At 69.6% G+C, this 20286-nt stretch carries 15 protein-coding genes; 14 read left to right on the top strand and 1 reads right to left on the bottom strand.

The window, feature by feature from the left end:
• Nucleotide 1 precedes the first annotated feature (1 nt).
• The 8 genes from AS850_RS01305 (at nucleotide 2) to AS850_RS01340 (ending at nucleotide 7178) form a co-directional block, all read left to right on the top strand.
• Nucleotides 2-511, top strand: a complete 510-nt coding sequence (locus AS850_RS01305) for a FliO/MopB family protein (protein WP_164088353.1) — start codon at nucleotides 2-4, stop codon at nucleotides 509-511.
• The gene (gene fliP / locus AS850_RS01310) at nucleotides 508-1554 is read left to right on the top strand and encodes a flagellar type III secretion system pore protein FliP (protein ID WP_216819832.1); all 1047 of its coding nucleotides are present in this window, start codon (nucleotides 508-510) and stop codon (nucleotides 1552-1554) included. The genes AS850_RS01305 and fliP overlap by 4 nt, the downstream gene beginning before the upstream one ends.
• Nucleotides 1554-1829: a flagellar biosynthesis protein FliQ gene (gene fliQ / locus AS850_RS01315; protein ID WP_119867492.1), complete on the top strand. Its 276-nt coding sequence runs from the start codon at nucleotides 1554-1556 to the stop codon at nucleotides 1827-1829. The genes fliP and fliQ overlap by 1 nt, the downstream gene beginning before the upstream one ends.
• Nucleotides 1829-2587, top strand: coding sequence for a flagellar biosynthetic protein FliR (locus AS850_RS01320; protein WP_119867493.1), 759 nt, complete (start codon nucleotides 1829-1831; stop codon nucleotides 2585-2587). Before fliQ ends, AS850_RS01320 begins: the two co-directional genes overlap by 1 nt.
• The gene (locus AS850_RS01325) at nucleotides 2587-3744 is read left to right on the top strand and encodes an EscU/YscU/HrcU family type III secretion system export apparatus switch protein (RefSeq protein WP_119867494.1); all 1158 of its coding nucleotides are present in this window, start codon (nucleotides 2587-2589) and stop codon (nucleotides 3742-3744) included. Before AS850_RS01320 ends, AS850_RS01325 begins: the two co-directional genes overlap by 1 nt.
• On the top strand, nucleotides 3741-5789 hold the full coding sequence (locus tag AS850_RS01330; protein ID WP_119867495.1) for a flagellar biosynthesis protein FlhA: 2049 nt from the start codon (nucleotides 3741-3743) through the stop codon (nucleotides 5787-5789). The genes AS850_RS01325 and AS850_RS01330 overlap by 4 nt, the downstream gene beginning before the upstream one ends.
• A gap of 39 nt (nucleotides 5790-5828) precedes the next feature.
• A complete protein-coding gene (locus AS850_RS01335; protein WP_119867496.1) occupies nucleotides 5829-6788 on the top strand; it encodes a hypothetical protein in 960 nt (319 codons plus the stop codon).
• 78 nt (nucleotides 6789-6866) lie between these two features.
• Nucleotides 6867-7178, top strand: coding sequence for a carbon storage regulator (locus AS850_RS01340; RefSeq protein ID WP_119867497.1), 312 nt, complete (start codon nucleotides 6867-6869; stop codon nucleotides 7176-7178).
• Here AS850_RS01340 and AS850_RS01345 read toward each other — a convergent pair.
• Nucleotides 7175-8026 carry a spermidine synthase gene (locus AS850_RS01345; protein ID WP_119867498.1) on the bottom strand — a complete coding sequence of 284 codons (852 nt, stop codon included), beginning with the start codon at nucleotides 8024-8026 and terminating at the stop codon, nucleotides 7175-7177. The two genes, AS850_RS01340 and AS850_RS01345, sit on opposite strands and share 4 nt — an antisense overlap.
• Nucleotides 8027-8095: 69 nt before the next feature.
• On the opposite strand from AS850_RS01345, the gene AS850_RS01350 reads away from it, so the two are divergent.
• The 6 genes from AS850_RS01350 (at nucleotide 8096) to AS850_RS01375 (ending at nucleotide 20274) form a co-directional block, all read left to right on the top strand.
• Nucleotides 8096-8863 (top strand): SDR family NAD(P)-dependent oxidoreductase, encoded by a 768-nt coding sequence (locus AS850_RS01350; RefSeq protein ID WP_119867499.1) that lies wholly within the window; start codon nucleotides 8096-8098, stop codon nucleotides 8861-8863.
• 8 nt (nucleotides 8864-8871) lie between these two features.
• Nucleotides 8872-9495 carry a LysE/ArgO family amino acid transporter gene (locus AS850_RS01355; protein WP_119867500.1) on the top strand — a complete coding sequence of 208 codons (624 nt, stop codon included), beginning with the start codon at nucleotides 8872-8874 and terminating at the stop codon, nucleotides 9493-9495.
• Between the two features lie 382 nt (nucleotides 9496-9877).
• Nucleotides 9878-13369 (top strand): DNA-directed RNA polymerase subunit beta, encoded by a 3492-nt coding sequence (gene rpoB / locus AS850_RS01360; protein ID WP_119867501.1) that lies wholly within the window; start codon nucleotides 9878-9880, stop codon nucleotides 13367-13369.
• 57 nt (nucleotides 13370-13426) lie between these two features.
• The gene (locus tag AS850_RS01365) at nucleotides 13427-17308 is read left to right on the top strand and encodes a DNA-directed RNA polymerase subunit beta' (RefSeq protein WP_119867502.1); all 3882 of its coding nucleotides are present in this window, start codon (nucleotides 13427-13429) and stop codon (nucleotides 17306-17308) included.
• A gap of 86 nt (nucleotides 17309-17394) precedes the next feature.
• Nucleotides 17395-18441 (top strand): GNAT family N-acetyltransferase, encoded by a 1047-nt coding sequence (locus AS850_RS01370; RefSeq protein WP_119867503.1) that lies wholly within the window; start codon nucleotides 17395-17397, stop codon nucleotides 18439-18441.
• A 165-nt stretch (nucleotides 18442-18606) separates the two neighbouring features.
• The gene (locus AS850_RS01375; RefSeq protein WP_119867504.1) at nucleotides 18607-20274 is read left to right on the top strand and encodes a GspE/PulE family protein; all 1668 of its coding nucleotides are present in this window, start codon (nucleotides 18607-18609) and stop codon (nucleotides 20272-20274) included.
• Nucleotides 20275-20286: the final 12 nt, after the last annotated feature.

Here is a 20286-nt window from a genome sequence, read left to right on the forward strand (position 1 = left end):
CGTGGACTCCCTCTTCGTCGGCCTCCGGGTCGTGGTCTCCCTCGGAGCCGTGCTGGCGCTGCTCTGGGTGATCTCGCGCAAGGTCTCGAAGTCGGGCCGCGTCACGCGCTCCGCCAAGCACGTCACGGTGGTCGCCCGCCAGGGCATCTCCGGCAAGGCCAGCGTCGCCGTCGTCGACGTCGAGGGAACCCGCTACGTCCTGGGCGTCACGGAGCACCAGGTCACCGTCCTCGGGGCCGCCGAGGCACCGCAGGATGCCCGGGTCACGACCCTCGCCCCCGCGATCGCCGCCCCGGCCGCTCCCGCCGCCCCCTCGTTCGAGACGGCACTGGCCTCCGCGCGCGACGCCGCACCCGCCGCCGTCGTCGCACCCGCCGCGGCACCCCTCGGGGAGCGCCGTGCCGCCCGCGCCGTGGCACCGCAGCCGACGTCCGCGCTCGCCGGATCGATCCTCTCCGCCGGCACCTGGAAGCAGGCCGCGGCCGCGATGAGATCGCACAGGCGCGCATGACCGAGACGTCCCTCCGCCGCTCCACCTGGCAGGCGGCGCCGGTCGGCGTGCCCGCGCCGGTCCTCTTCGCGGCGCGCAGCGCCGAGGCGACCCGCGGCGGCGCCCTCCTCGCGGCTCTCCGCGCGGGGGCCGAGATCTCGCTGGCCGGCCGGCTGCTCGGCGCCGCCCGGCGCGAGACGCTCACCACCCGGGTGCGCGACCGCCGCGACCGCCGCGCCGATCTGGCCCGCATCCTGCGCGTCACCGCCATCGTCGTGGCCGTCGTCTGCCTCGTGCTCGGCTTCCTCCTCCTGACGGCCAACGCCGGTCACGCCGCACCCGTCACGCCGTCGGCGCCCGCGACCCCCGCCGGCCCGACGGGCACCGCGACGACCGGCACCGGCGGCCTCTCCGTCGACATCAACGGCCCCGACGGGAAGCCGTCCTCGGCCGTCGTCACGCTCCTCGGCCTCACGCTGCTGAGCGTCGCGCCCGCCCTCCTGCTGATGATGACGAGCTTCACGAAGATCTTCGTCGTCCTCGCGATGACGCGGAACGCCCTGAGCCTCCAGTCGATCCCGCCGAACCAGGTCATCGCGGGCCTCGCGCTCTTCCTGTCGCTGTTCATCATGGGCCCGGTGCTGATGCACATCAACGACCTCGCGCTGCAGCCCTACCTCAACGGCAAGATCGACTTCCAGCACGCGATCACGCTCGCCGAGGGGCCGATCCGCTCCTTCATGACGCCGCACACCCGCGAGGAGGACATCGCCCTGATGACCCGCGCGGCCCACCGGACCAACCCCGCCTCGATCGACAAGACGCCGATGCTCACGCTGATCCCGGCGTTCATGATCTCCGAGCTGCGCGCCGCGTTCATCATCGGCTTCGTCATCTTCATCCCGTTCCTCGTCATCGACCTCGTCGTCTCGGCGGCGCTGATGTCGATGGGCATGATGATGCTCCCGCCGGTCATGATCTCCCTCCCCTTCAAGATCCTGCTGTTCGTCCTCGTGGACGGCTGGGGTCTCATCATCAAGAGCCTGATCGCGAGCTACAACTGATGAACGTCAACGGAGTCCTCGACATCGGCGTGCAGGCCCTGCTCGTCGCCGGCAAGCTCGCCGCCCCGGTCCTGATCACCTCGCTCGTGGTCGGCTTCGCGATCTCGCTGCTGCAGTCGATCACGCAGATCCAGGAGCCGACGCTCGCCTTCGTGCCGAAGGCCGTCGCCGTCGCGATCGCCCTCGTCGTCTGCGGCAGCTGGATGATCTCGACCATGGTCGGGTTCACCACCGATCTCTTCGACAAGATCCCGTCGCTCCTCGGCGCCGCCTGATGGACTTCCGCTTCGACATGAGCGCGGTCGAGGCCGTCATGCTCGCCGGCGTCCGGATCGTGACGTTCCTCATGATCGCGCCGCCGTTCTCCTACAAGGCGATCCCCGCGAACGTGAAGGCGATGCTGAGCGTCGGCCTGGCGATCGCCGTGTCGCCGACGGTGATCCCCGGGTACCGGTCGCTCGACACGGGCGACTTCCTCGTCGCCCTCGTGCTGGAGCTCGTGACCGGAGCCGTCCTCGGCTTCCTCGTCTGGCTGATCTTCGCGGCCGTCCAGGCCGCGGGCAGCGCCATCGACCTGTTCGGCGGCTTCTCGCTCGCTCAGGCCTACGACCCGGGCTCGAACGTCAACGGCGCGCAGTTCACCCGCCTGTTCCAGATGACGTCGCTCGTGCTCCTCTTCACCTCGGGCGGGTACCAGCTCATCATCGGCGGCCTGACCCGCACGTTCGCGGCCGTCCCCCTGGCCGGCGGACTCGATCTGGCGCACCCGGCGGAGATGCTCACCCGCTCGCTCACGCAGATGTTCGTCGCGACGCTCCAGATCGCGGGCCCGCTCGTGGTCGTGCTGTTCCTCGCGGACGTCGGCCTGGGGCTCCTGACCCGCGTCGCCCCCGCCCTGAACGCGTTCCAGCTCGGGTTCCCGCTCAAGATCATGATCACGCTCGGCCTCGGCGGGATGGTGTTCGTCGCCCTGCCCCAGGTCGTCTCGGCGCTCAGCGACCAGGCCGTCAAGGCCGTGCTGGGGGTGAGCTGATGTCCGACAGCGGCGAGAAGACAGAGCAGGCCACAGACAAGCGGATGCGGGAGGTCCACTCCAAGGGCCAGCTCGCGAAGTCCACCGATGTCAGCGCGTGGGTCGGCGTCGGCGTGGCCGTCATCATGATGCCCGCGACGATCGGCCGGGCCTCCGAGGCGGGCCTCCACCAGATGCTCACGATCCAGGACGTCATCGCGGCCCCCACCCCGCAGAAGGCGACCGAGGCGCTGTCGTCCGGAGTCGCCTCCATGGGCGGCATCGTCCTGCCGATGCTCATCGCGGTCGCCGTCGCCGTCCTCGCCACCGCGATCGTCCAGGGCGGGGTCCACCTCAAGAAGATGGCCGGCAAGTTCGAGCAGTTCAACCTTCTCGAGGGCGTCAAGCACACCTTCGGCATGATGGCCCTCTGGAACGGCGTGAAGACGCTCCTCAAGACGGGCGTCGTCGCGATCGTCCTCTGGGTCGCGATCCAGAAGCTCATGCCGGTCCTCCTCGGCGCGAACCTCCCCCTCGAGTCGCTCGTCGCCGCGGCCAAGGGCGGCGTCTCGTCGCTCGTCGTGGCCGCCGTCGGCGCCGGCCTCGTCCTCGCCTTCTTCGACGTCATCGTCGTCATGCGGCGCAACCGCAAGAAGACGCGGATGTCGAAGAAGGAGGTCAAGGACGAGAGCAAGCAGTCCGACGGCGACCCCCTGATCCGGCAGCAGCGCCGTGCCCGCGCCATGGCGATGAGCCGCAACCGGATGATGACGAAGATCGCCGACGCCGACGTCGTCATGGTCAACCCCACGCACGTCGCCGTCGCCCTCAAGTACGAGCCCGGCCGCTCGGCTCCGCGCGTCGTCGCGAAGGGCTCCGGCGAGGTCGCCCGCGGTATCCGCGAGCGCGCCGAGGCCGAGGGCGTCCCCATGGTCCGCGACATCCCGCTCGCGAGGGCGCTGCACGCGGCCTGCGAGCTGGGCGACGAGATCCCCGTCGACCTCTACTCGCCCGTCGCCCGCGTCCTCACCTTCGTCATGGCGCTCAAGGCGCGCGGCTCGGCCGCCGCCGCGGGCGTCCACACCATGCCCGGCGGCACCATCCGCGCCGAGCCGGAGCCCCGCTCCACCGCCCCCGAGACCTCGATCCGCCCGATGCCCGCTGGAGGCCTCGCATGAAGAACCTGCCCAAGCTCGCCGTCCCCGTCGGCGTCGTCGGCATCGTCCTGCTGCTCGTCGTGCCCGTGCCGGCGATGCTCCTCGACGCGCTCATCATCTGCAACATCCTGCTGGCGCTGGTCATCCTGCTCACGACGATGTTCGTCAAGAAGCCGATGGACTTCTCGGTCTTCCCCTCGCTCCTGCTCGTCGCGACGCTCTTCCGCCTCGGCCTCAACGTCGCCTCGACCCGCCTCGTGCTCGGCCAGGGCTTCGCCGGCGACGTCATCCAGGCCTTCGGCCACGTCGCCGTCTCCGGATCGGTCATCATCGGCGCGGTGATCTTCCTCATCCTCGTCGTCATCCAGTTCGTCGTCGTGACGAAGGGCGCCGAGCGCGTCGCGGAAGTGGGCGCGCGCTTCACCCTCGACGCGATGCCCGGCAAGCAGATGGCGATCGACGCCGACCTCAACGCGGGCCTCATCACCGACGAGATCGCCAAGCAGCGCCGCGCCGAGGTCGCCGGTGAGGCCGACTTCTACGGCGCCATGGACGGTGCGTCGAAGTTCGTGAAGGGCGACGCGATCGCGGGCATCCTGATCATCATCATCAACCTCATCGGCGGCATCGCGACCGGCATGATCACGGGCGGCCTCAGCATCGGCGACGCGCTCAGCAAGTACGGCATCTTGACGATCGGCGACGGCCTCGTCACCCAGATCCCGGCCCTGCTGATGGCCGTCTCCACCGGCATGATCGTGACCCGCTCGAACGCGGAGTCCGACCTCGGCTCGACGGCGGGGCAGCAGCTCACGCAGTCCCGCACCGCCGTCATGATCGCCGGGGTCGCCGCCATCGGCATGGCGTTCATCCCCGGGATGCCCATCGTCCCGTTCGTCGTCGTCGGCGGGCTCCTGCTCGTGATCGGCCAGCGCATCAAGGCCAAGGCGGCCGCCGAGGTGGCGAGGGCCGAGCAGGAGGCGCGCGCCGTGGCGCAGGTCGTGCCGACGGAGACGACCGACGACCTGCTCGAGCAGATGCGCGTCCACGCGCTCGAGATCATGCTCGCCCCCGACCTCGTCGACATGGTCTCCGGCGCCTCCGACGACCTCCTCGGGCGGGTCCGCGCGCTGCGCCGCAAGGTCGCCATGGAGCTGGGCGTCGTGGTGCCGCCGGTCCGGACCCGCGACAACGTCGAACTGCCGCCGTCGACCTACGCGATCCGCATCGCCGGCGTCGAGGCCGGCCGCGGCATGGCCCCGGCCGGGAAGGTCCTCGCCCTCGGCGACTACCTCGACGCGCTCCCCGGCACGACGACGATCGAGCCGGTCTTCGGCCTCGCCGGCAAGTGGGTCCCCGCCGAGATGCGCCACTCCGCCGAGATGACAGGCGCGACCGTCATCGACCGGGTCTCCGTGCTCGTGACGCACCTCTCCTCGATCATCTCGAACAACGCCGCCCGCCTCCTCAGCCGCGAGGACGTCCGGGTCCTCGTCGAGGGCGTCAAGACCGTCAACGCGCCGGCCGTCGACGAGCTGATCCCGGGGATGCTCAGCATGGCCGAGCTGCAGCGCGTCCTCCAGGGACTCCTCCAGGAGCAGATCCCGATCAACGACCTCGGCCGCATCTGCGAGGGCCTGACGCTCCGTGCCAAGATCTCGACCGAGCCGGAGGGCCTCATCGAGGCCGCCCGCGCGGCCCTCGGCCCCGCGCTCGCCGCGCAGTACCTCGACGGGAACACCCTCCGCGTCATCATGATCGAGCCGGGACTCGAGCAGTCGCTCCTCGAGGGCCTGCGTCCCTCGGAGGTGGGCACGCAGATCCTGCTCGACGCCCACCGCATCGAGACCATCGTGACGTCGCTGAAGAACCAGCTCGCCGGGGTCGAGGCGATGGGAAAGAGCGCCGTGCTCGTCTGCGCACCCGCCCTGCGACCTGCGATCCGCCGCCTCGTCTCCGCCCAGACCGGCGGCCTCCCCGTGCTCTCGTACCAGGAGGCGACCGTGGCCAACGTCACGATCGAGACGGTCGGGGTGGTGCGCGGTGTCGACTCGCTCGCGGCCTGACGACTGGCGCCGCGGGCCTGATCGTCGGAGGATTGCCGAATGACTCCGACGCGCATCGTCATGAAGGGCAAGACGCTCGACGCCCTCGCCACCCAGGTGCGCGTCGAGCACGGCCCCCGCGCGCGCATCGTCTCGGCGGAACGCGTGACCTCCGGCGGCATCGCCGGGCTCTTCTCGCGCACCTTCGTCGAGGCCACGGTCGAGCTTCCCGAGCGCGGTCGGCGGGCCGCCCGACCCGGCTCGCAGGATGCCCGGGCCGCAGCCGCTCCGCCCCCGGCCCAGCGCGCCTTCGAGCCCTCGCCCGCTCAGCGCGTCGGCCTCGCCGCGCTCCTCGCCGACGCGGAGGACGCCGAGGAGGCGTTCGCGCAGGAGGAGACCCCGCCCGAGCCCGTCGTGTCGACGCGGTCGGGCGCCTTCGCCGACCTGATGGACGACCTGGCCTTCAACGGGGTCGTCCCCGAGCCGGTCGTCGGCGCTCCCGCACCCGCCGCCGCGACCCCCGTCCCCTCCGCCTCCGCGTCCTCCGCCGCGGCCTCGGCCCGCATCGCCCCCGCGCTCCTCGACGGACCGGGCGATCTCGTCGTGGTCCTCGGGGAGCGCCCCGACGTCGTCGCTCTCGTGCAGACGATCGCCGAGGGCTCGACGCGGGCCCGAGCGGCCGTCCGGGTTGCAGGATCCGCGGCCGACGGCCGCCACGTCGCCGTCGCCGACCGCCGAGGAGCCCTCGAAGCGCGCGCCTCCGGGGTCGAGCTCGATCGCGCGACCCTCGTCGCCGTCGGCTGGGACGGCGGGGCGGCCGAGACGGTCCGCGCGCTCGCCGCCGACCAGATCTGGATCGCCGTCGACGCCGGCCGGAAGCACGCCGACACCGAGCGGTGGCTCCGCGCGGCGTCCACGGCCATCGACGCCGACGGCCTCGTCGTCCAGGGCAGCGCGACGACCTCCACGCCGGAGACGGTCGAGTCGCTCGGCCTCCCCGTGGGCTGGCGCGACGCCTGAGCCCTCCCGCCTCCGCGGGATCGGGTCGGGACGCGCCGAAACGCCGCGCCGTGGCCCGCGGCCCGTTAGTCTGGGTCGATGCTGGTGCTTACGCGCAAGGTCGGGGAGAGGATCCTCATCGGTGACGACATCGTCCTCACCATCCTCGACTCCCGCGGCGACGGGATCCGCGTCGGCATCGACGCCCCGCGCGGCATCAAGGTCCAGCGCGAAGAGGTCGTGCGCGCCGTCATCGAGGCCAACGCCGAGGCCGAGGCCGCGGCGGCCGGAGACGACGCCGAGGCGCGGATCCGCGACCTGCTGTCGACGCCCGAGCCCGCGACTCCTGCGGCCCCCGAGCGCGCTCGGCCCGACGGCGCCCGGCCCGACGGCGCTGCCGACAAGGCCTAGCGGCCGCTCCCGAACACGCTGCGCGACGGCTCCGGCGACGGGACGGCCGTCGCGTCGGTCACGATGGGCGCGCCCGCGGTGAAGTCGCGCAGTTCCCGCCCCGACACCACCTTCGCGGGAAGCGGGTCGGACGAGTAGACGCGCGGCATGACGTCCGTGGGCAGCGGCCGGTGCGACGCGACGAGCACGACGTTGCCGAATCGACGCCCCTTCAGGGTCGCAGGATCCGCGACAGCGGCCACGTGCTCGAAGACGGCTCCCACCGTGGAGGCCTGGCCCCGGGCGAACGCGAGACCCGCGCCGTCGGCCGAGTTGACCACGAGGATCCCGCCCGGCGACAGGAACACGGCCGCGGCCGTGTAGAACTCGAGCGACGTCACGTGCGCGGGGATCTGCGACCCGCCGAACACGTCGACGACGAGGAGGTCGACCGTGCCGTGCAGCCCCTTCGGCAGCTTCAGCATCACCTCGCGGGCATCGCCGTAGCGGATGCGGATCGAGGCGCCGCGCGGCAGCGGGAGCTCGCGGCGGACCAGATCGACGAGGTCCTGCTCGAGCTCGATCACCTGCTGCCGGGAGCCCGACCGCGTCGCCTCGACGTAGCGGGGGAGCGTGAGGGCGCCCGCGCCGAGGTGGAGGGCCGTGATCGGGCCCGCGGGCAGGAGGTCGATGGCGTGGCCGATCCGGCGGATGTACTCGAACGCCAGGTGCGTCGGGTCCTCCAGGTCGACGTGCGACTGCGGGGTGCCGTCGACGACGAGGGTGAACGATCCGGGGCTGTAGCGGTCGACGTCGATGCGGGCCTGGCCGGCGCCGATCGTGATCTCGGGCACGGTGTCGTCGCTCATGCCCCAAGCCTCGCACGATCTCCCCCCGGCGACGCCGTCGGCGGGCGGCCCGACCGGTACGATCCGAGCATGACGACCACCGCTCTCATCACCGGCGCCTCCACGGGGATCGGCGCCGAGTTCGCCCGACGTCTCGCCGAGGACGGCCTCGACCTCGTCCTCGTCGCCCGCAGCGAGAACAAGCTCGAGGAGCTCGCCGCCTCGATCCGCCGGGCCACGCGCTCCACGGTGACCGTGCTGGTGCGAGACCTCGGGCGTCCCGACGCCGCCGAGGAGCTCGTCGCCGAATGCGCCACGAGGGGCCTCGAGATCGACTTCCTTCTCAACAACGCCGGGTTCGGCACCCACGGACTCGTGGCCGAGGCCGACCCGGCGAAGTTGGCCGCCGAGATCCAGCTCAACTGCGTCGCCCTCACCGAGCTGTCGACGCGCTTCCTCCCCGCGATGATCTCGCGCGGTCGCGGCACGATCGTCAACGTCGCGAGCAACGGCGCGTTCCAGCCGCTCCCGCAGATGGCCGTGTACGGGGCGACGAAGGCGTACGTCCTGTCGTTCACGGAGGCCCTCTGGCAGGAGACGCGGCGCACGGGCGTCCGCGTCCTCGCCCTGTGCCCCGGCCCCACCGACACCGCGTTCTTCGACATCGCGGGGGAGGACTTCGCCTCCTCGAAGCGCACCACGGCCCAGCTCGTGACGACGACGAAGCGCGCCCTGGCCAAGGGCCGCCCGAGCGTCGTCGACGGAGCGTCGAACGCGCTCGTCGCCCGGCTGGGGACACGGCTCCTGCCGAAGCGCGTCATCCTCTGGGGGGCCGAGAAGACCGTCTCGGCGCGCTGACCGCCCCGGTGGCCACGACGCTCCTGCCCGCCCTCTTCGGGTTCCTCACCGGCCTCTCGCTGATCGTCGCGATCGGCGCGCAGAACGCCTTCGTGCTGCGCCTCGGGATCGAGGGCCGCAACCGCGTGATCGCGCCCGTCGTCGCCATCTGCGCGCTCTCCGACGGACTCCTCATCCTGCTGGGCGTGCTCGGTATCGGTGCCGTGGTCGAGGCGGCGCCGGTCGCGCTCGTCGTGGTCCGCATCGTCGGCGCGGGCTTCCTCCTCGTCTACGGGCTGTTCGCCGCGCGGCGCGCGATCCGGCCCGGGGTCCTCGTCGCGACGGAGTCGGAGCGCCGCACCGGCCTGCGCGTCGCCGTCACGACGGCTCTCGCCCTCACCTGGCTCAACCCGCACGTCTACCTCGACACGGTGCTCTTCCTCGGCTCCGTCGCGAACCAGCAGGGCGCCGGAGAGCGCTGGTGGTGGACAGGAGGCGCGTTCCTGGCGAGCTGCGTCTGGTTCGCGTCGCTCGGGTTCGGTGCGCGCCTGCTCCGGCCGGTCTTCGCCCGCCCTTCGGCCTGGCGCGTGCTCGACGCGCTGATCGCCGTCGTGATGATCGCCCTGGGCGTGCGCCTAGCCCTGGGCCTCTGACCCCCCCCGCTAAACCCTCGCGCTCGGCTGCGGCGGTGGTCCTAGGCGGGGTGCTGCGTCCGAGCACGAGGGTGCAGCGAGCCGGGCGGGGTGGGAATCCTGCAGGATCGCCGTGACTTATACCGGAGGTCCGCAGAAAGGTCAACGACCCACTGGACAGGGTGTGTCGCACCCGCCTATAATGGACCTTTGCGCTCCCCTTGCTCCCTGTCGTCATATTGCGGTCGTCGGAAGCTCCTCGCAGCGGTGTCCCACAGGCATCGACGGCGAGGTGGTGTCTCGTCTGAAGCCTCGGCTTCCCGGCACCAGGCGAGTTTGAGATTCACCACACTCAATACTGTCCAACAGTGACGACCCGACGGGGTCCACGGAGGTAAATTCCTTGGCTGCTGCGCCCAACGCACACACCAACTCACCGAAGAACGGGCGGTCCGCATCGCGGCTCTCGTTCGCGAAGATCACCGACACGCTGACGGTCCCCGACCTCCTGGCGCTGCAGACGGAGAGCTTCGACTGGCTGGTCGGCAACGACGTGTGGAAGACACGTCTCGCCGAGGGCCAGGCCCAGGGTCGCACCGACCTCGCCGTGAACTCCGGTCTGGAGGAGATCTTCGAGGAGATCTCCCCGATCGAAGACCTCGGCGAGACCATGCAGCTCTCCTTCACGGCTCCCGAGCTCGAAGACCCCAAGTACTCCATCGACGAGTGCAAGGAGCGCGGCAAGACCTACGCGGCTCCCCTCTACGTCAACGCCGAGTTCATGAACCACCTCACGGGTGAGATCAAGACCCAGACGGTGTTCATGGGCGACTTCCCGCTCATGACCGAGCGCGGCACGTTCATCATCAACGGCACCGAGCGCGTCGTCGTCTCGCAGCTCGTCCGCTCGCCGGGCGTCTACTTCGACCGCACCCCCGAGAAGACCTCCGACAAAGACGTCTACTCGTCGCGCATCATCCCGAGCCGCGGTGCCTGGCTCGAGTTCGAGATCGACAAGCGCGACCAGGTCGGCGTCCGCATCGACCGCAAGCGCAAGCAGAGCGTCACCGTCTTCCTCAAGGCCCTCGGCCTGACGAGCGAAGACATCATGGAGCAGTTCAAGGGCTTCGCCTCGATCGAGGCCACCCTCGAGAAGGACGCCATCCTCACCAAGGAGGAGGCGCTGAAGGACATCTACCGCAAGCTCCGACCGGGCGAGCAGGTCGCCGCCGAGGCCGCGCGCGCGCTCCTCGACAACTTCTACTTCAACCCGAAGCGCTACGACCTGGCGAAGGTGGGTCGCTACAAGATCAACCGCAAGCTGGGCATGGACGCCCCGCTGACCGACTCGGTCCTGACGGTCGACGACATCGTCGCGACGATCAAGTACCTCGTGTCGCTGCACGCCGAGCAGAAGACCATCGCGGGCGTCCGCGACGGCAACCCGGTCGAGCTGCGCCTCGACGTCGACGACATCGACCACTTCGGCAACCGCCGGATCCGCGCCGTCGGCGAGCTCATCCAGAACCAGGTCCGCACCGGCCTGTCCCGCATGGAGCGCGTCGTCCGCGAGCGCATGACCACGCAGGACATCGAGGCGATCACCCCGCAGACCCTGATCAACGTGCGCCCCGTCGTCGCCGCGATCAAGGAGTTCTTCGGGACCTCGCAGCTCTCGCAGTTCATGGACCAGAACAACCCGCTGTCGGGTCTGACGCACAAGCGTCGCCTCTCGGCCCTCGGCCCCGGTGGTCTGAGCCGCGAGCGCGCCGGCGTCGAGGTCCGCGACGTCCACCCGTCGCACTACGGCCGCATGTGCCCGATCGAGACCCCCGAAGGCCCGAACATCGGCCTGATCGGCTCGCTCGCGTCGTTCGCGCGCATCAACTCCTTCGGTTTCATCGAGACCCCCTACCGTCGCGTCGCCGACGGCAAGGTCTCGACGCAGATCGACTACCTCACCGCCTCCGAGGAGGACGACTACGTCGTCGCCCAGGCCAACGCGCCGCTGACCGACGACTTCGCGTTCGCGGAGGACAAGGTCCTCGTCCGCAAGAAGGGCGGGGAGGTCGAGCTCGTCGGCAAGGACGAGGTCGACTACATGGACGTCTCGCCGCGCCAGATGGTCTCCGTCGCGACGTCGCTCATCCCGTTCCTCGAGCACGACGACGCGAACCGCGCCCTCATGGGTGCGAACATGCAGCGCCAGGCCGTCCCGCTGGTCCGCAGCGAGTCGCCGCTCGTCGGCACCGGCATGGAGGGCTACACCGCCATCGACGCCGGCGACGTGGTCACGGCCGACAAGGCCGGCGTGGTCCTCGAGGTCTCCGCCGACGTCGTCACCGTGCAGCTCGACGAGGGCGGCACGCAGGAGTACTACCTCCGCAAGTTCGACCGCTCCAACCAGGGCGCGTCGTACAACCACCGCGTGATCGTCGACGCCGGTCAGCGCGTCGAGGTCGGCGAGGTCCTGGCCGACGGGCCCGCGACCGAGAACGGCGAGCTCGCGCTCGGCAAGAACCTCCTCGTGGCGTTCATGCCGTGGGAGGGCTACAACTACGAAGACGCCATGATCCTGAGCCAGAACCTGGTGAAGGACGACACGCTCTCCTCGATCCACATCGAGGAGTACGAGGTCGACGCCCGCGACACGAAGCTCGGCAAGGAGGAGATCACCCGCGATCTCCCCAACGTCAGCCCCGACCTGCTGGCCGACCTCGACGAGCGCGGCATCATCCGCATCGGAGCCGAGGTCCGCCCCGGCGACATCCTCGTCGGCAAGGTCACGCCGAAGGGCGAGACCGAGCTGAGCGCCGAGGAGCGTCTGCTCCGCGCGATCTTCAACGAGAAGAGCCGCGAGGTCCGCGACACGTCCCTGAAGGTGCCTCACGGCGAGCAGGGCACGATCATCGGCGTCAAGGTGTTCGACTCGCAGGACGGCGACGACGAGCTCGGCTCGGGCGTCAACCAGCGCGTGGTCGTGTTCATCGCCCAGAAGCGCAAGATCACCGCGGGTGACAAGCTCGCCGGTCGTCACGGCAACAAGGGCGTCATCTCGACGATCCTCCCCGTCGAGGACATGCCGTTCCTCGCCGACGGAACCCCCGTCGACATCGTCCTCAACCCGCTGGGCGTGCCCGGTCGGATGAACTTCGGCCAGGTGCTCGAGATCCACCTCGGGTGGATCGCCAAGCAGGGCTGGAACGTCGACGGCATCCAGGAGTGGGCGGCGAACCTGCCCAAGGAGGCCCTCTCGGCTCCTGCCGGCACCAAGGTCGCGACCCCGGTCTTCGACGGTGCGTCCGAGGACGAGATCGCCGGACTCCTCGACTCCACCCTGGTGACCCGCGACGGCGACCGTCTCATCGGCTCGTCCGGCAAGACGCAGCTCTTCGACGGCCGCTCCGGCGAGCCGTTCCCGGAGCCCGTCTCGGTCGGCTACATGTACATCCTGAAGCTCCACCACCTGGTCGACGACAAGATCCACGCCCGTTCGACCGGCCCCTACTCCATGATCACGCAGCAGCCGCTGGGTGGTAAGGCGCAGTTCGGTGGACAGCGCTTCGGTGAGATGGAGGTCTGGGCCCTCGAGGCCTACGGAGCCGCGTACGCGCTCCAGGAGCTCCTGACCATCAAGTCCGACGACATCCTCGGCCGCGTCAAGGTGTACGAGGCGATCGTCAAGGGCGAGAACATCCAGGAGCCCGGCATCCCCGAGAGCTTCAAGGTCCTCATCAAGGAGATGCAGTCGCTGTGCCTGAACGTCGAGGTCCTCTCGGCCGACGGTTCCACGGTCAGCCTGCGCGACAACGACGACGAAGTGTTCCGCGCCGCGGAAGAGCTCGGCATCAACATCTCCTCCCGCTTCGAGTCGTCGTCCGTCGACGAGATCTAAGCCTCACCCTCCGATATCCGGAAAAACGAAGCCACTTTTCGAAAAAGGGATTACACATTGCTCGAAGCAACAACTTTCGATGAGCTGCGGATCGGCCTCGCTACGGCCGAGAACATCCGCGCCTGGTCGCACGGTGAGGTCAAGAAGCCGGAGACCATCAACTACCGCACGCTGAAGCCCGAGAAGGACGGCCTCTTCGGAGAGCAGATCTTCGGACCGTCCCGCGACTGGGAGTGCGCCTGCGGCAAGTACAAGCGAGTCCGCTTCAAAGGCATCGTCTGCGAGCGCTGCGGCGTGGAGGTCACCAAGTCCTCCGTCCGTCGCGAGCGCATGGGCCACATCGAGCTCGCCGCACCCGTCACGCACATCTGGTACTTCAAGGGTGTCCCGTCGCGTCTCGGCTACCTGCTCGACATGGCGCCGAAAGACCTGGAGAAGGTCATCTACTTCGCCGCGTACATGGTCATCTCGATCGACGAGGAGGGCCGTCACGCCGACATGCCCGGCCTCGAGAACGAGCTCCGCCTCGAGATCAAGCAGCTCGAGTCGCAGCGCGACAGCCGCATCGCCGACCGTCTGAAGAAGCTCGAGGACGACCTCGCCGCCCTGGAGGCGGAAGGCGCCAAGAGCGACCAGAAGCGTCGCGCGAAGGACGGCGCCGAGAAGGAGATGTCGCAGACCCGCAAGGCGTTCGACGAGGACATCAACCGCCTCGAGCGCGTCTGGGAGGACTTCCGCACCCTCAAGGTCGGCGACCTCAAGCCGGAGGACGCCGTCTTCCACGAGCTCCAGGACCGCTTCGGCATCTACTTCGAGGCCCACATGGGCGCCGAGGCGATCCAGAAGCGCCTGCAGTCGTTCGACCTGGAGGCCGAGGCCGAGGTCCTGCACGACCAGATCGCCAACGGCAAGGGTCAGAAGAAGATCCGTGCCATCAAGCGCCTGCGCGTGGTGTCGTCGTTCCTCTCGACCGGCAACTCGCCGGCCGCGATGGTCCTCGAGGTCGTCCCGGTCATCCCGCCGGAGCTCCGCCCGATGGTGCAGCTCGACGGTGGCCGTTTCGCGACCTCCGACCTGAACGACCTCTACCGTCGTGTCATCAACCGCAACAACCGTCTCCGCCGCCTGCTCGACCTCGGTGCCCCCGAGATCATCGTCAACAACGAGAAGCGCATGCTGCAGGAGGCGGTGGACGCCCTCTTCGACAACGGTCGTCGCGGTCGCCCCGTCACCGGTACCGGCAACCGCGCCCTGAAGTCCCTGAGCGACATGCTCAAGGGAAAGCAGGGTCGTTTCCGCCAGAACCTGCTCGGCAAGCGAGTTGACTACTCGGGCCGTTCGGTCATCATCGTCGGCCCGACGCTGAAGCTGCACCAGTGCGGTCTGCCCAAGCAGATGGCCCTCGAGCTGTTCAAGCCGTTCGTCATCAAGCGCCTCATCGATCTCAGCCACGCTCAGAACATCAAGAGCGCCAAGCGCATGGTCGAGCGGTCGCGCCCGCAGGTCTGGGACGTCCTCGAGGAGATCATCCGCGAGCGCCCCGTTCTGCTGAACCGCGCACCGACGCTCCACCGTCTGGGCATCCAGGCGTTCGAGCCGCTCCTCGTCGAGGGCAAGGCCATCCAGCTGCACCCGCTCGTCTGCGCCGCCTTCAACGCGGACTTCGACGGCGACCAGATGGCCGTCCACCTCCCGCTGAGCGTCGAGGCCCAGGCCGAGGCCCGCATCCTGATGCTGGCGTCGAACAACATCCTGAAGCCGTCCGACGGTCGTCCGGTGACCCTGCCCGCACAGGACATGATCATCGGTCTGCACCACCTCACCACGGTCAACGAGGGAGCCACCGGCGAAGGCCGCGCGTTCTCCTCCGTCGCCGAGGCGATCCTCGCGAAGGACCAGGGCACCCTCGACCTCAACGCGGTCGTGAAGATCCGGATCCCCGGTCTCACGTTCGCCGCGGGCGAGGCTCCCGCCGGCTACGACGAGGGTGACACCACCCTCGTCGAGACGACGCTCGGGCGCGCCATCTTCAACGAGACGCTGCCGGACGACTACCCCTTCGTGCAGGAGGTGACCGACAAGGGCGTGCTCTCGACGATCGTCAACGACCTCGCCGAGCGCTACCCCAAGGTCGCCGTCGCCGCGGCCCTCGACAACATCAAGGACGCCGGCTTCTACTGGGCCTCGCGCTCCGGTGTGACCGTGGCCCTCTCCGACATCCTGACGCCTCCGCGCAAGCCGGAGATCGTGGCGGGCTACGAGAAGCAGGCCGCAAGCGTCCAGGGCGAGTTCGACAAGGGTCTGATCTCCGACGCGGAACGACGCGCCGACCTGATCAAGATCTGGACGGAGGCCACCAACGAGGTCGCCGCCGCCATGCGCGAGAACTTCCCGAAGAACAACACCATCAACCGCATGGTGACGTCGGGTGCTCGTGGTAACTGGCTGCAGGTCCGCAACATCGCGGGGATGCGCGGTCTGGTGAACAACCCGAAGGGTGACATCATCCCTCGACCGATCATCTCCTCGTACCGCGAGGGCCTGTCGGTGGCCGAGTACTTCATCGCGACGCACGGTGCCCGCAAGGGTCTGGCCGACACGGCTCTCCGTACGGCCGACTCCGGCTACCTGACCCGTCGTCTCGTCGACGTGTCGCAGGACGTCATCATCCGTGAGGACGACTGCGGGACCACCCGTGGCCTCGAGCTGCCGATCGCCGCCCCCGGCGCCGACGGCACCCTGGTCCGCGACGCGACCGTCGAGAACACCGTCTACGCCCGCACCCTCGCGGCCGAGGCCGTCGACCCCAAGGGCACCGTCGTGGCCGAGGCCGGCGCCGACGTCGGAGACGTGCTGATCGACGAGCTCGTCGCAGCCGGCGTCGAGTCCATCAAGGTGCGCTCGGTCCTGACCTGCGAGTCGGCCGTCGGGGTCTGCGCGAAGTGCTACGGCCGTTCGCTCGCCACCGGCAACCTCGTCGACATCGGAGAGGCCGTCGGCATCATCGCGGCCCAGTCGATCGGCGAGCCCGGCACGCAGCTGACCATGCGTACCTTCCACACCGGTGGTTCGGCTTCGGCCGACGACATCACGCAGGGTCTGCCCCGCGTCACGGAGCTGTTCGAGGCCCGCACCCCCAAGGGTGCGTCCCCGATCGCCGACTCCGCGGGTCGCGTCACGATCGAGGACACCGACCGTGCCCGCCGCGTGATCCTCACCCCCGACAACGGCGACGAGCCGGTGATCTACCCCGTCCTGAAGCGCTCCACCCTCCTCATCGAGGATGGCCAGCACGTCGAGCTCGGGCAGCAGATCATCGCCGGTGCGGTCGACCCCAAGGAGGTCCTGCGAGTCAAGGGCGTCCGTGCGGTGCAGCAGCACCTCGTCGGTGGCGTCCAGGACGTCTACCGTTCGCAGGGTGTGCCGATCCACGACAAGCACATCGAGGTCATCGTCCGTCAGATGCTCCGCAAGGTCACCGTCGTCGACCACGCCGACACCGACCTGCTGCCGGGTGAGCTCGTCGACCGGATGCGCTACAACGAGATCAACCGCGCCGCCCTGACCGAGGGCAAGAAGACGGCTTCGGCTCGTCAGGAAGTCCTCGGAATCACCAAGGCGTCGCTCGCGACCGAGTCGTGGCTGTCCGCCGCGTCCTTCCAGGAGACCACGCGTGTCCTCACGCAGGCCGCCATGGAGGGCAAGAGCGACCCGCTGATGGGCCTCAAGGAGAACGTCATCATCGGAAAGCTGATCCCGGCCGGTACCGGTCTCAGCCGCTACCGCGACGTGTCCGTCGAGGCGACCGACGAGGCCAAGGCCGAGCGGTACCCGAACCGGGTGTTCACGGACGACGCGTCGTTCAACGAGGCCGACCTCAGCTTCGTCGACTTCGACTCGTTCTCCAGCGACGACTTCACGCCGGGAACGTACAACTAAGCAGGAGCCCTGCACCAGGAAGGCCCCGTCGCGCATCGCGTGGCGGGGCCTTCCCGCGTCCGCGGGCGGTCCGGCAGGATGGGGGCATGACGGATCAGACCGCCTCGCCCCTCCCGCCCCTCCGGAGCCGTGTCACCGCCCCCGAGCGGGTCGACCTCCCCGACGCCCGCGGGGACGTGACGTGGCGGCCGATGGTCCGGGAGGACGCCGTCGCCGTGCACGCCCTGCGCCGGGCATCCGGCCGGATCGACCACCCGGCCTACATCGTCACGCTGGAGGAGATCGAGCGCGACCTGGAGCGCTCCGAGATCGACCTCGTCCGAGACGCGGCCCTCGCGCAGGATGCCCAGGGCGAGATCGTCGCCTACGGCAGCGTGGTCCTGCTCTCGTCGCAGAGCACTCTCGTCCGAAGCGTACTGGACGGGGCCGTGCATCCTGCGCGACGCCGGGAGGGGATCGGGGAGCAGCTCCTCGCCTGGCAGGAGCAGCGCGCCCTGCAGCAGCTCGCGACGTCCGAGAAGACGCTGCCCGGCTGGATCCTGTCCTTCGCGGACGAGCGGGCCGAAGGTGCCCTGGCGTTGTTCTCGAAGCGAGGGTTCGAGTTCAAGCGCTGGTGGCTGGAGCTCTCCCGCGACCTGGCGGAGCCGCTCCCGGTGGTGCCCCTCGACGACGCGGTGCGAGTGGTGCCGGTCACCGACGAGTGGTCGGAGCGGATCCGGGAGGCCCGCAACGACGTCTTCCGCGACCACTGGGGGTCGCAGCCGATCCCGGCCGACACCTGGGCCGACCTGATGGGCCTCCCGATCGCGCGGCCCGACCTGTCGTGGCTCGCGGTCGACCGGGCGACCGACGAGATCGTCGCGTTCGTCCTGACGACGGTCAACGAGGAGGAGTGGGAGCAGGTGGGCTTCTCGCACGGCTACGTCGAGTACGTCGGGGTGCGGCGGACCTTCCGGGGTCGGGGGATCGCGCAGGCGCTCCTCGTGCACGCGCTCGGCGTCTACCGCGAGCGCGGTCTGGACCGGGCGGTGCTCGACGTCGACTCGGAGAGCCCGACCGGTGCCGTGGGCCTCTACGAGCACCTCGGTTTCCGGGCCGTCAACCGCTCGGTGTCGCTCGTCCGCGAGTTCTAGGCCGCCGCCGCCGCCGCCATCGAGCCGCCACCCCCGCAGGGGTGGCACTCCCATTGGGATATGGCCCCCCGCGACGCGCCGGGGGAAGCTTGCCTCGCCCGGAACTCGAGCCGGGTAGGGCTGCGCAGACCGTCTCGGCACAGCCCCCGTCCTAGGAGGTAGCGCATGGCGTCGATGACCGAGATCCTGATCCTGCACGGACTCCTGCCCATCGAGCAGCTCGACCTGATGTCGAACCCTTCGGACGAGGAGGCGTCGGTCCGCGACCTGCTCGCGCGCGGGATCGTCTCCGAGCTGCAGATCGCCAAGGCCCGTGCGGCCGCCGCGAACATGAACTTCGTCGAGCTCCTCGACTACCCGGTCGACCGCAACGCGGTCACGGCCGTCTCCGCCGCCGTCTGCCGCCGCCACGGCGCCCTGCCGATCGCGATCATCGGCGGGGAGCTGCAGGTCGCCGTGAGCGACCCGGGCAACGTGTTCGCCCTCGACGACGTGCGCGCCGCCTCCCGCCTGCCCATCCAGTGGGTCATGGCGGAGAAGGGCGACCTCAAGACCGCCATCGACCGGTACATCCGCGCCGACGACGAGCTGAACGACCTCACCTCCACGCTGGAGGAGGAGAACACGGCGTCCGAGCAGTCGTCGATGGATCTCGGCAGCGGCCCCGACGACGACGTCCCGATCGTCCGCTTCGTCAACCTCCTCGTCAGCCAGGCCATCACCGACCAGGCCTCCGACATCCACATCGAACCGGGCGAGAACGAGGTGCGGGTCCGCTACCGCATCGACGGCGTCCTCCACGAGATGCAGCCCGCCCCGAAGAGCATCCAGAACGGCGTGATCTCGCGCCTGAAGATCATGAGCGACATCGACATCGCCGAGCGTCGCAAGCCCCAGGATGGCCGCATGTCGGTCCGCCACGGCAACCGCCAGATCGACCTCCGCGTGGCCACGCTGCCGACGGTGTGGGGCGAGAAGGTCGTCATGCGGATCCTCGACAACTCGAACACGTCGATGAGCCTCCGCGACCTCAACCTCCTCGAGCGCAACTTCGACGTCTACGCCGAGTCGTACTCGAAGCCGTACGGGATGATCCTCGTGACCGGGCCGACCGGATCCGGCAAGTCGACCACGCTCTACACGACGCTCAACGCCGTCGCGCGGCCCGAGATCAACGTCATCACGGTCGAGGACCCGGTCGAGTACCGGATGCCCGGGATCAACCAGGTCCAGGTCAACCCGAAGGCGGGCCTGACGTTCGCGAGCGCTCTGCGGAGCATCCTGCGGTCCGACCCCGACGTCGTCCTCCTCGGTGAGATCCGCGACCACGAGACGGCGCAGATCGCCATCGAGGCGTCGCTGACCGGCCACCTCGTGCTCTCGACGCTGCACACGAACGACGCACCCAGCGCCATCGTCCGCCTCACCGAGATGGACATCGAGCCGTTCCTCGTCGGCAGCGCCCTCGACTGCGTTGTCGCTCAGCGCCTCGCCCGCCGCCTCTGCGACCGGTGCAAGCGCCCCGCCGACTACACGCCCATGCACCTCAACGCCCTGAAGTTCCACATCGATCCGGACCTCGCGCCGCCCGTCATCTTCGAGCCGGTCGGCTGCCAGTCGTGCTCGAACACCGGCTACCGCGGCCGCGTGGCCCTGCACGAGGTCATGGCCGTCTCCGAGGACATCGAACGCCTCGCCGTCAAGCGCGCCTCGAGCGCCGAGATCGGCCGACTCGCCCAGGAGCAGGGCATGTTGACCCTCCGTCAGGACGGCTGGGAGAAGGCCAAGCAGGGCCTCACCAGCGTCGAAGAGATCCTCCGCGTCGTCGCCTAGCGGCCGACCGTT

This window comes from Frondihabitans sp. 762G35 (assembly GCF_002074055.1).
GTDB lineage: Bacteria > Actinomycetota > Actinomycetes > Actinomycetales > Microbacteriaceae > Frondihabitans.

Bases quoted from the DNA above. Each gene is read 5' to 3' on its own strand.
- fliP (WP_216819832.1), top strand. From the start codon at position 508: ATGACCGAGACGTCCCTCCGCCGCTCCACCTGGCAGGCGGCGCCGGTC.
- fliQ (WP_119867492.1), top strand. From the start codon at position 1,554: ATGAACGTCAACGGAGTCCTCGACATCGGCGTGCAGGCCCTGCTCGTC.
- AS850_RS01320 (WP_119867493.1), top strand. From the start codon at position 1,829: ATGGACTTCCGCTTCGACATGAGCGCGGTCGAGGCCGTCATGCTCGCC.
- AS850_RS01325 (WP_119867494.1), top strand. From the start codon at position 2,587: ATGTCCGACAGCGGCGAGAAGACAGAGCAGGCCACAGACAAGCGGATG.
- AS850_RS01330 (WP_119867495.1), top strand. From the start codon at position 3,741: ATGAAGAACCTGCCCAAGCTCGCCGTCCCCGTCGGCGTCGTCGGCATC.
- AS850_RS01335 (WP_119867496.1), top strand. From the start codon at position 5,829: ATGACTCCGACGCGCATCGTCATGAAGGGCAAGACGCTCGACGCCCTC.
- AS850_RS01340 (WP_119867497.1), top strand. From the start codon at position 6,867: ATGCTGGTGCTTACGCGCAAGGTCGGGGAGAGGATCCTCATCGGTGAC.
- AS850_RS01345 (WP_119867498.1), bottom strand. From the start codon at position 8,026: ATGAGCGACGACACCGTGCCCGAGATCACGATCGGCGCCGGCCAGGCC.
- AS850_RS01350 (WP_119867499.1), top strand. From the start codon at position 8,096: ATGACGACCACCGCTCTCATCACCGGCGCCTCCACGGGGATCGGCGCC.
- AS850_RS01370 (WP_119867503.1), top strand. From the start codon at position 17,395: ATGACGGATCAGACCGCCTCGCCCCTCCCGCCCCTCCGGAGCCGTGTC.
- AS850_RS01375 (WP_119867504.1), top strand. From the start codon at position 18,607: ATGGCGTCGATGACCGAGATCCTGATCCTGCACGGACTCCTGCCCATC.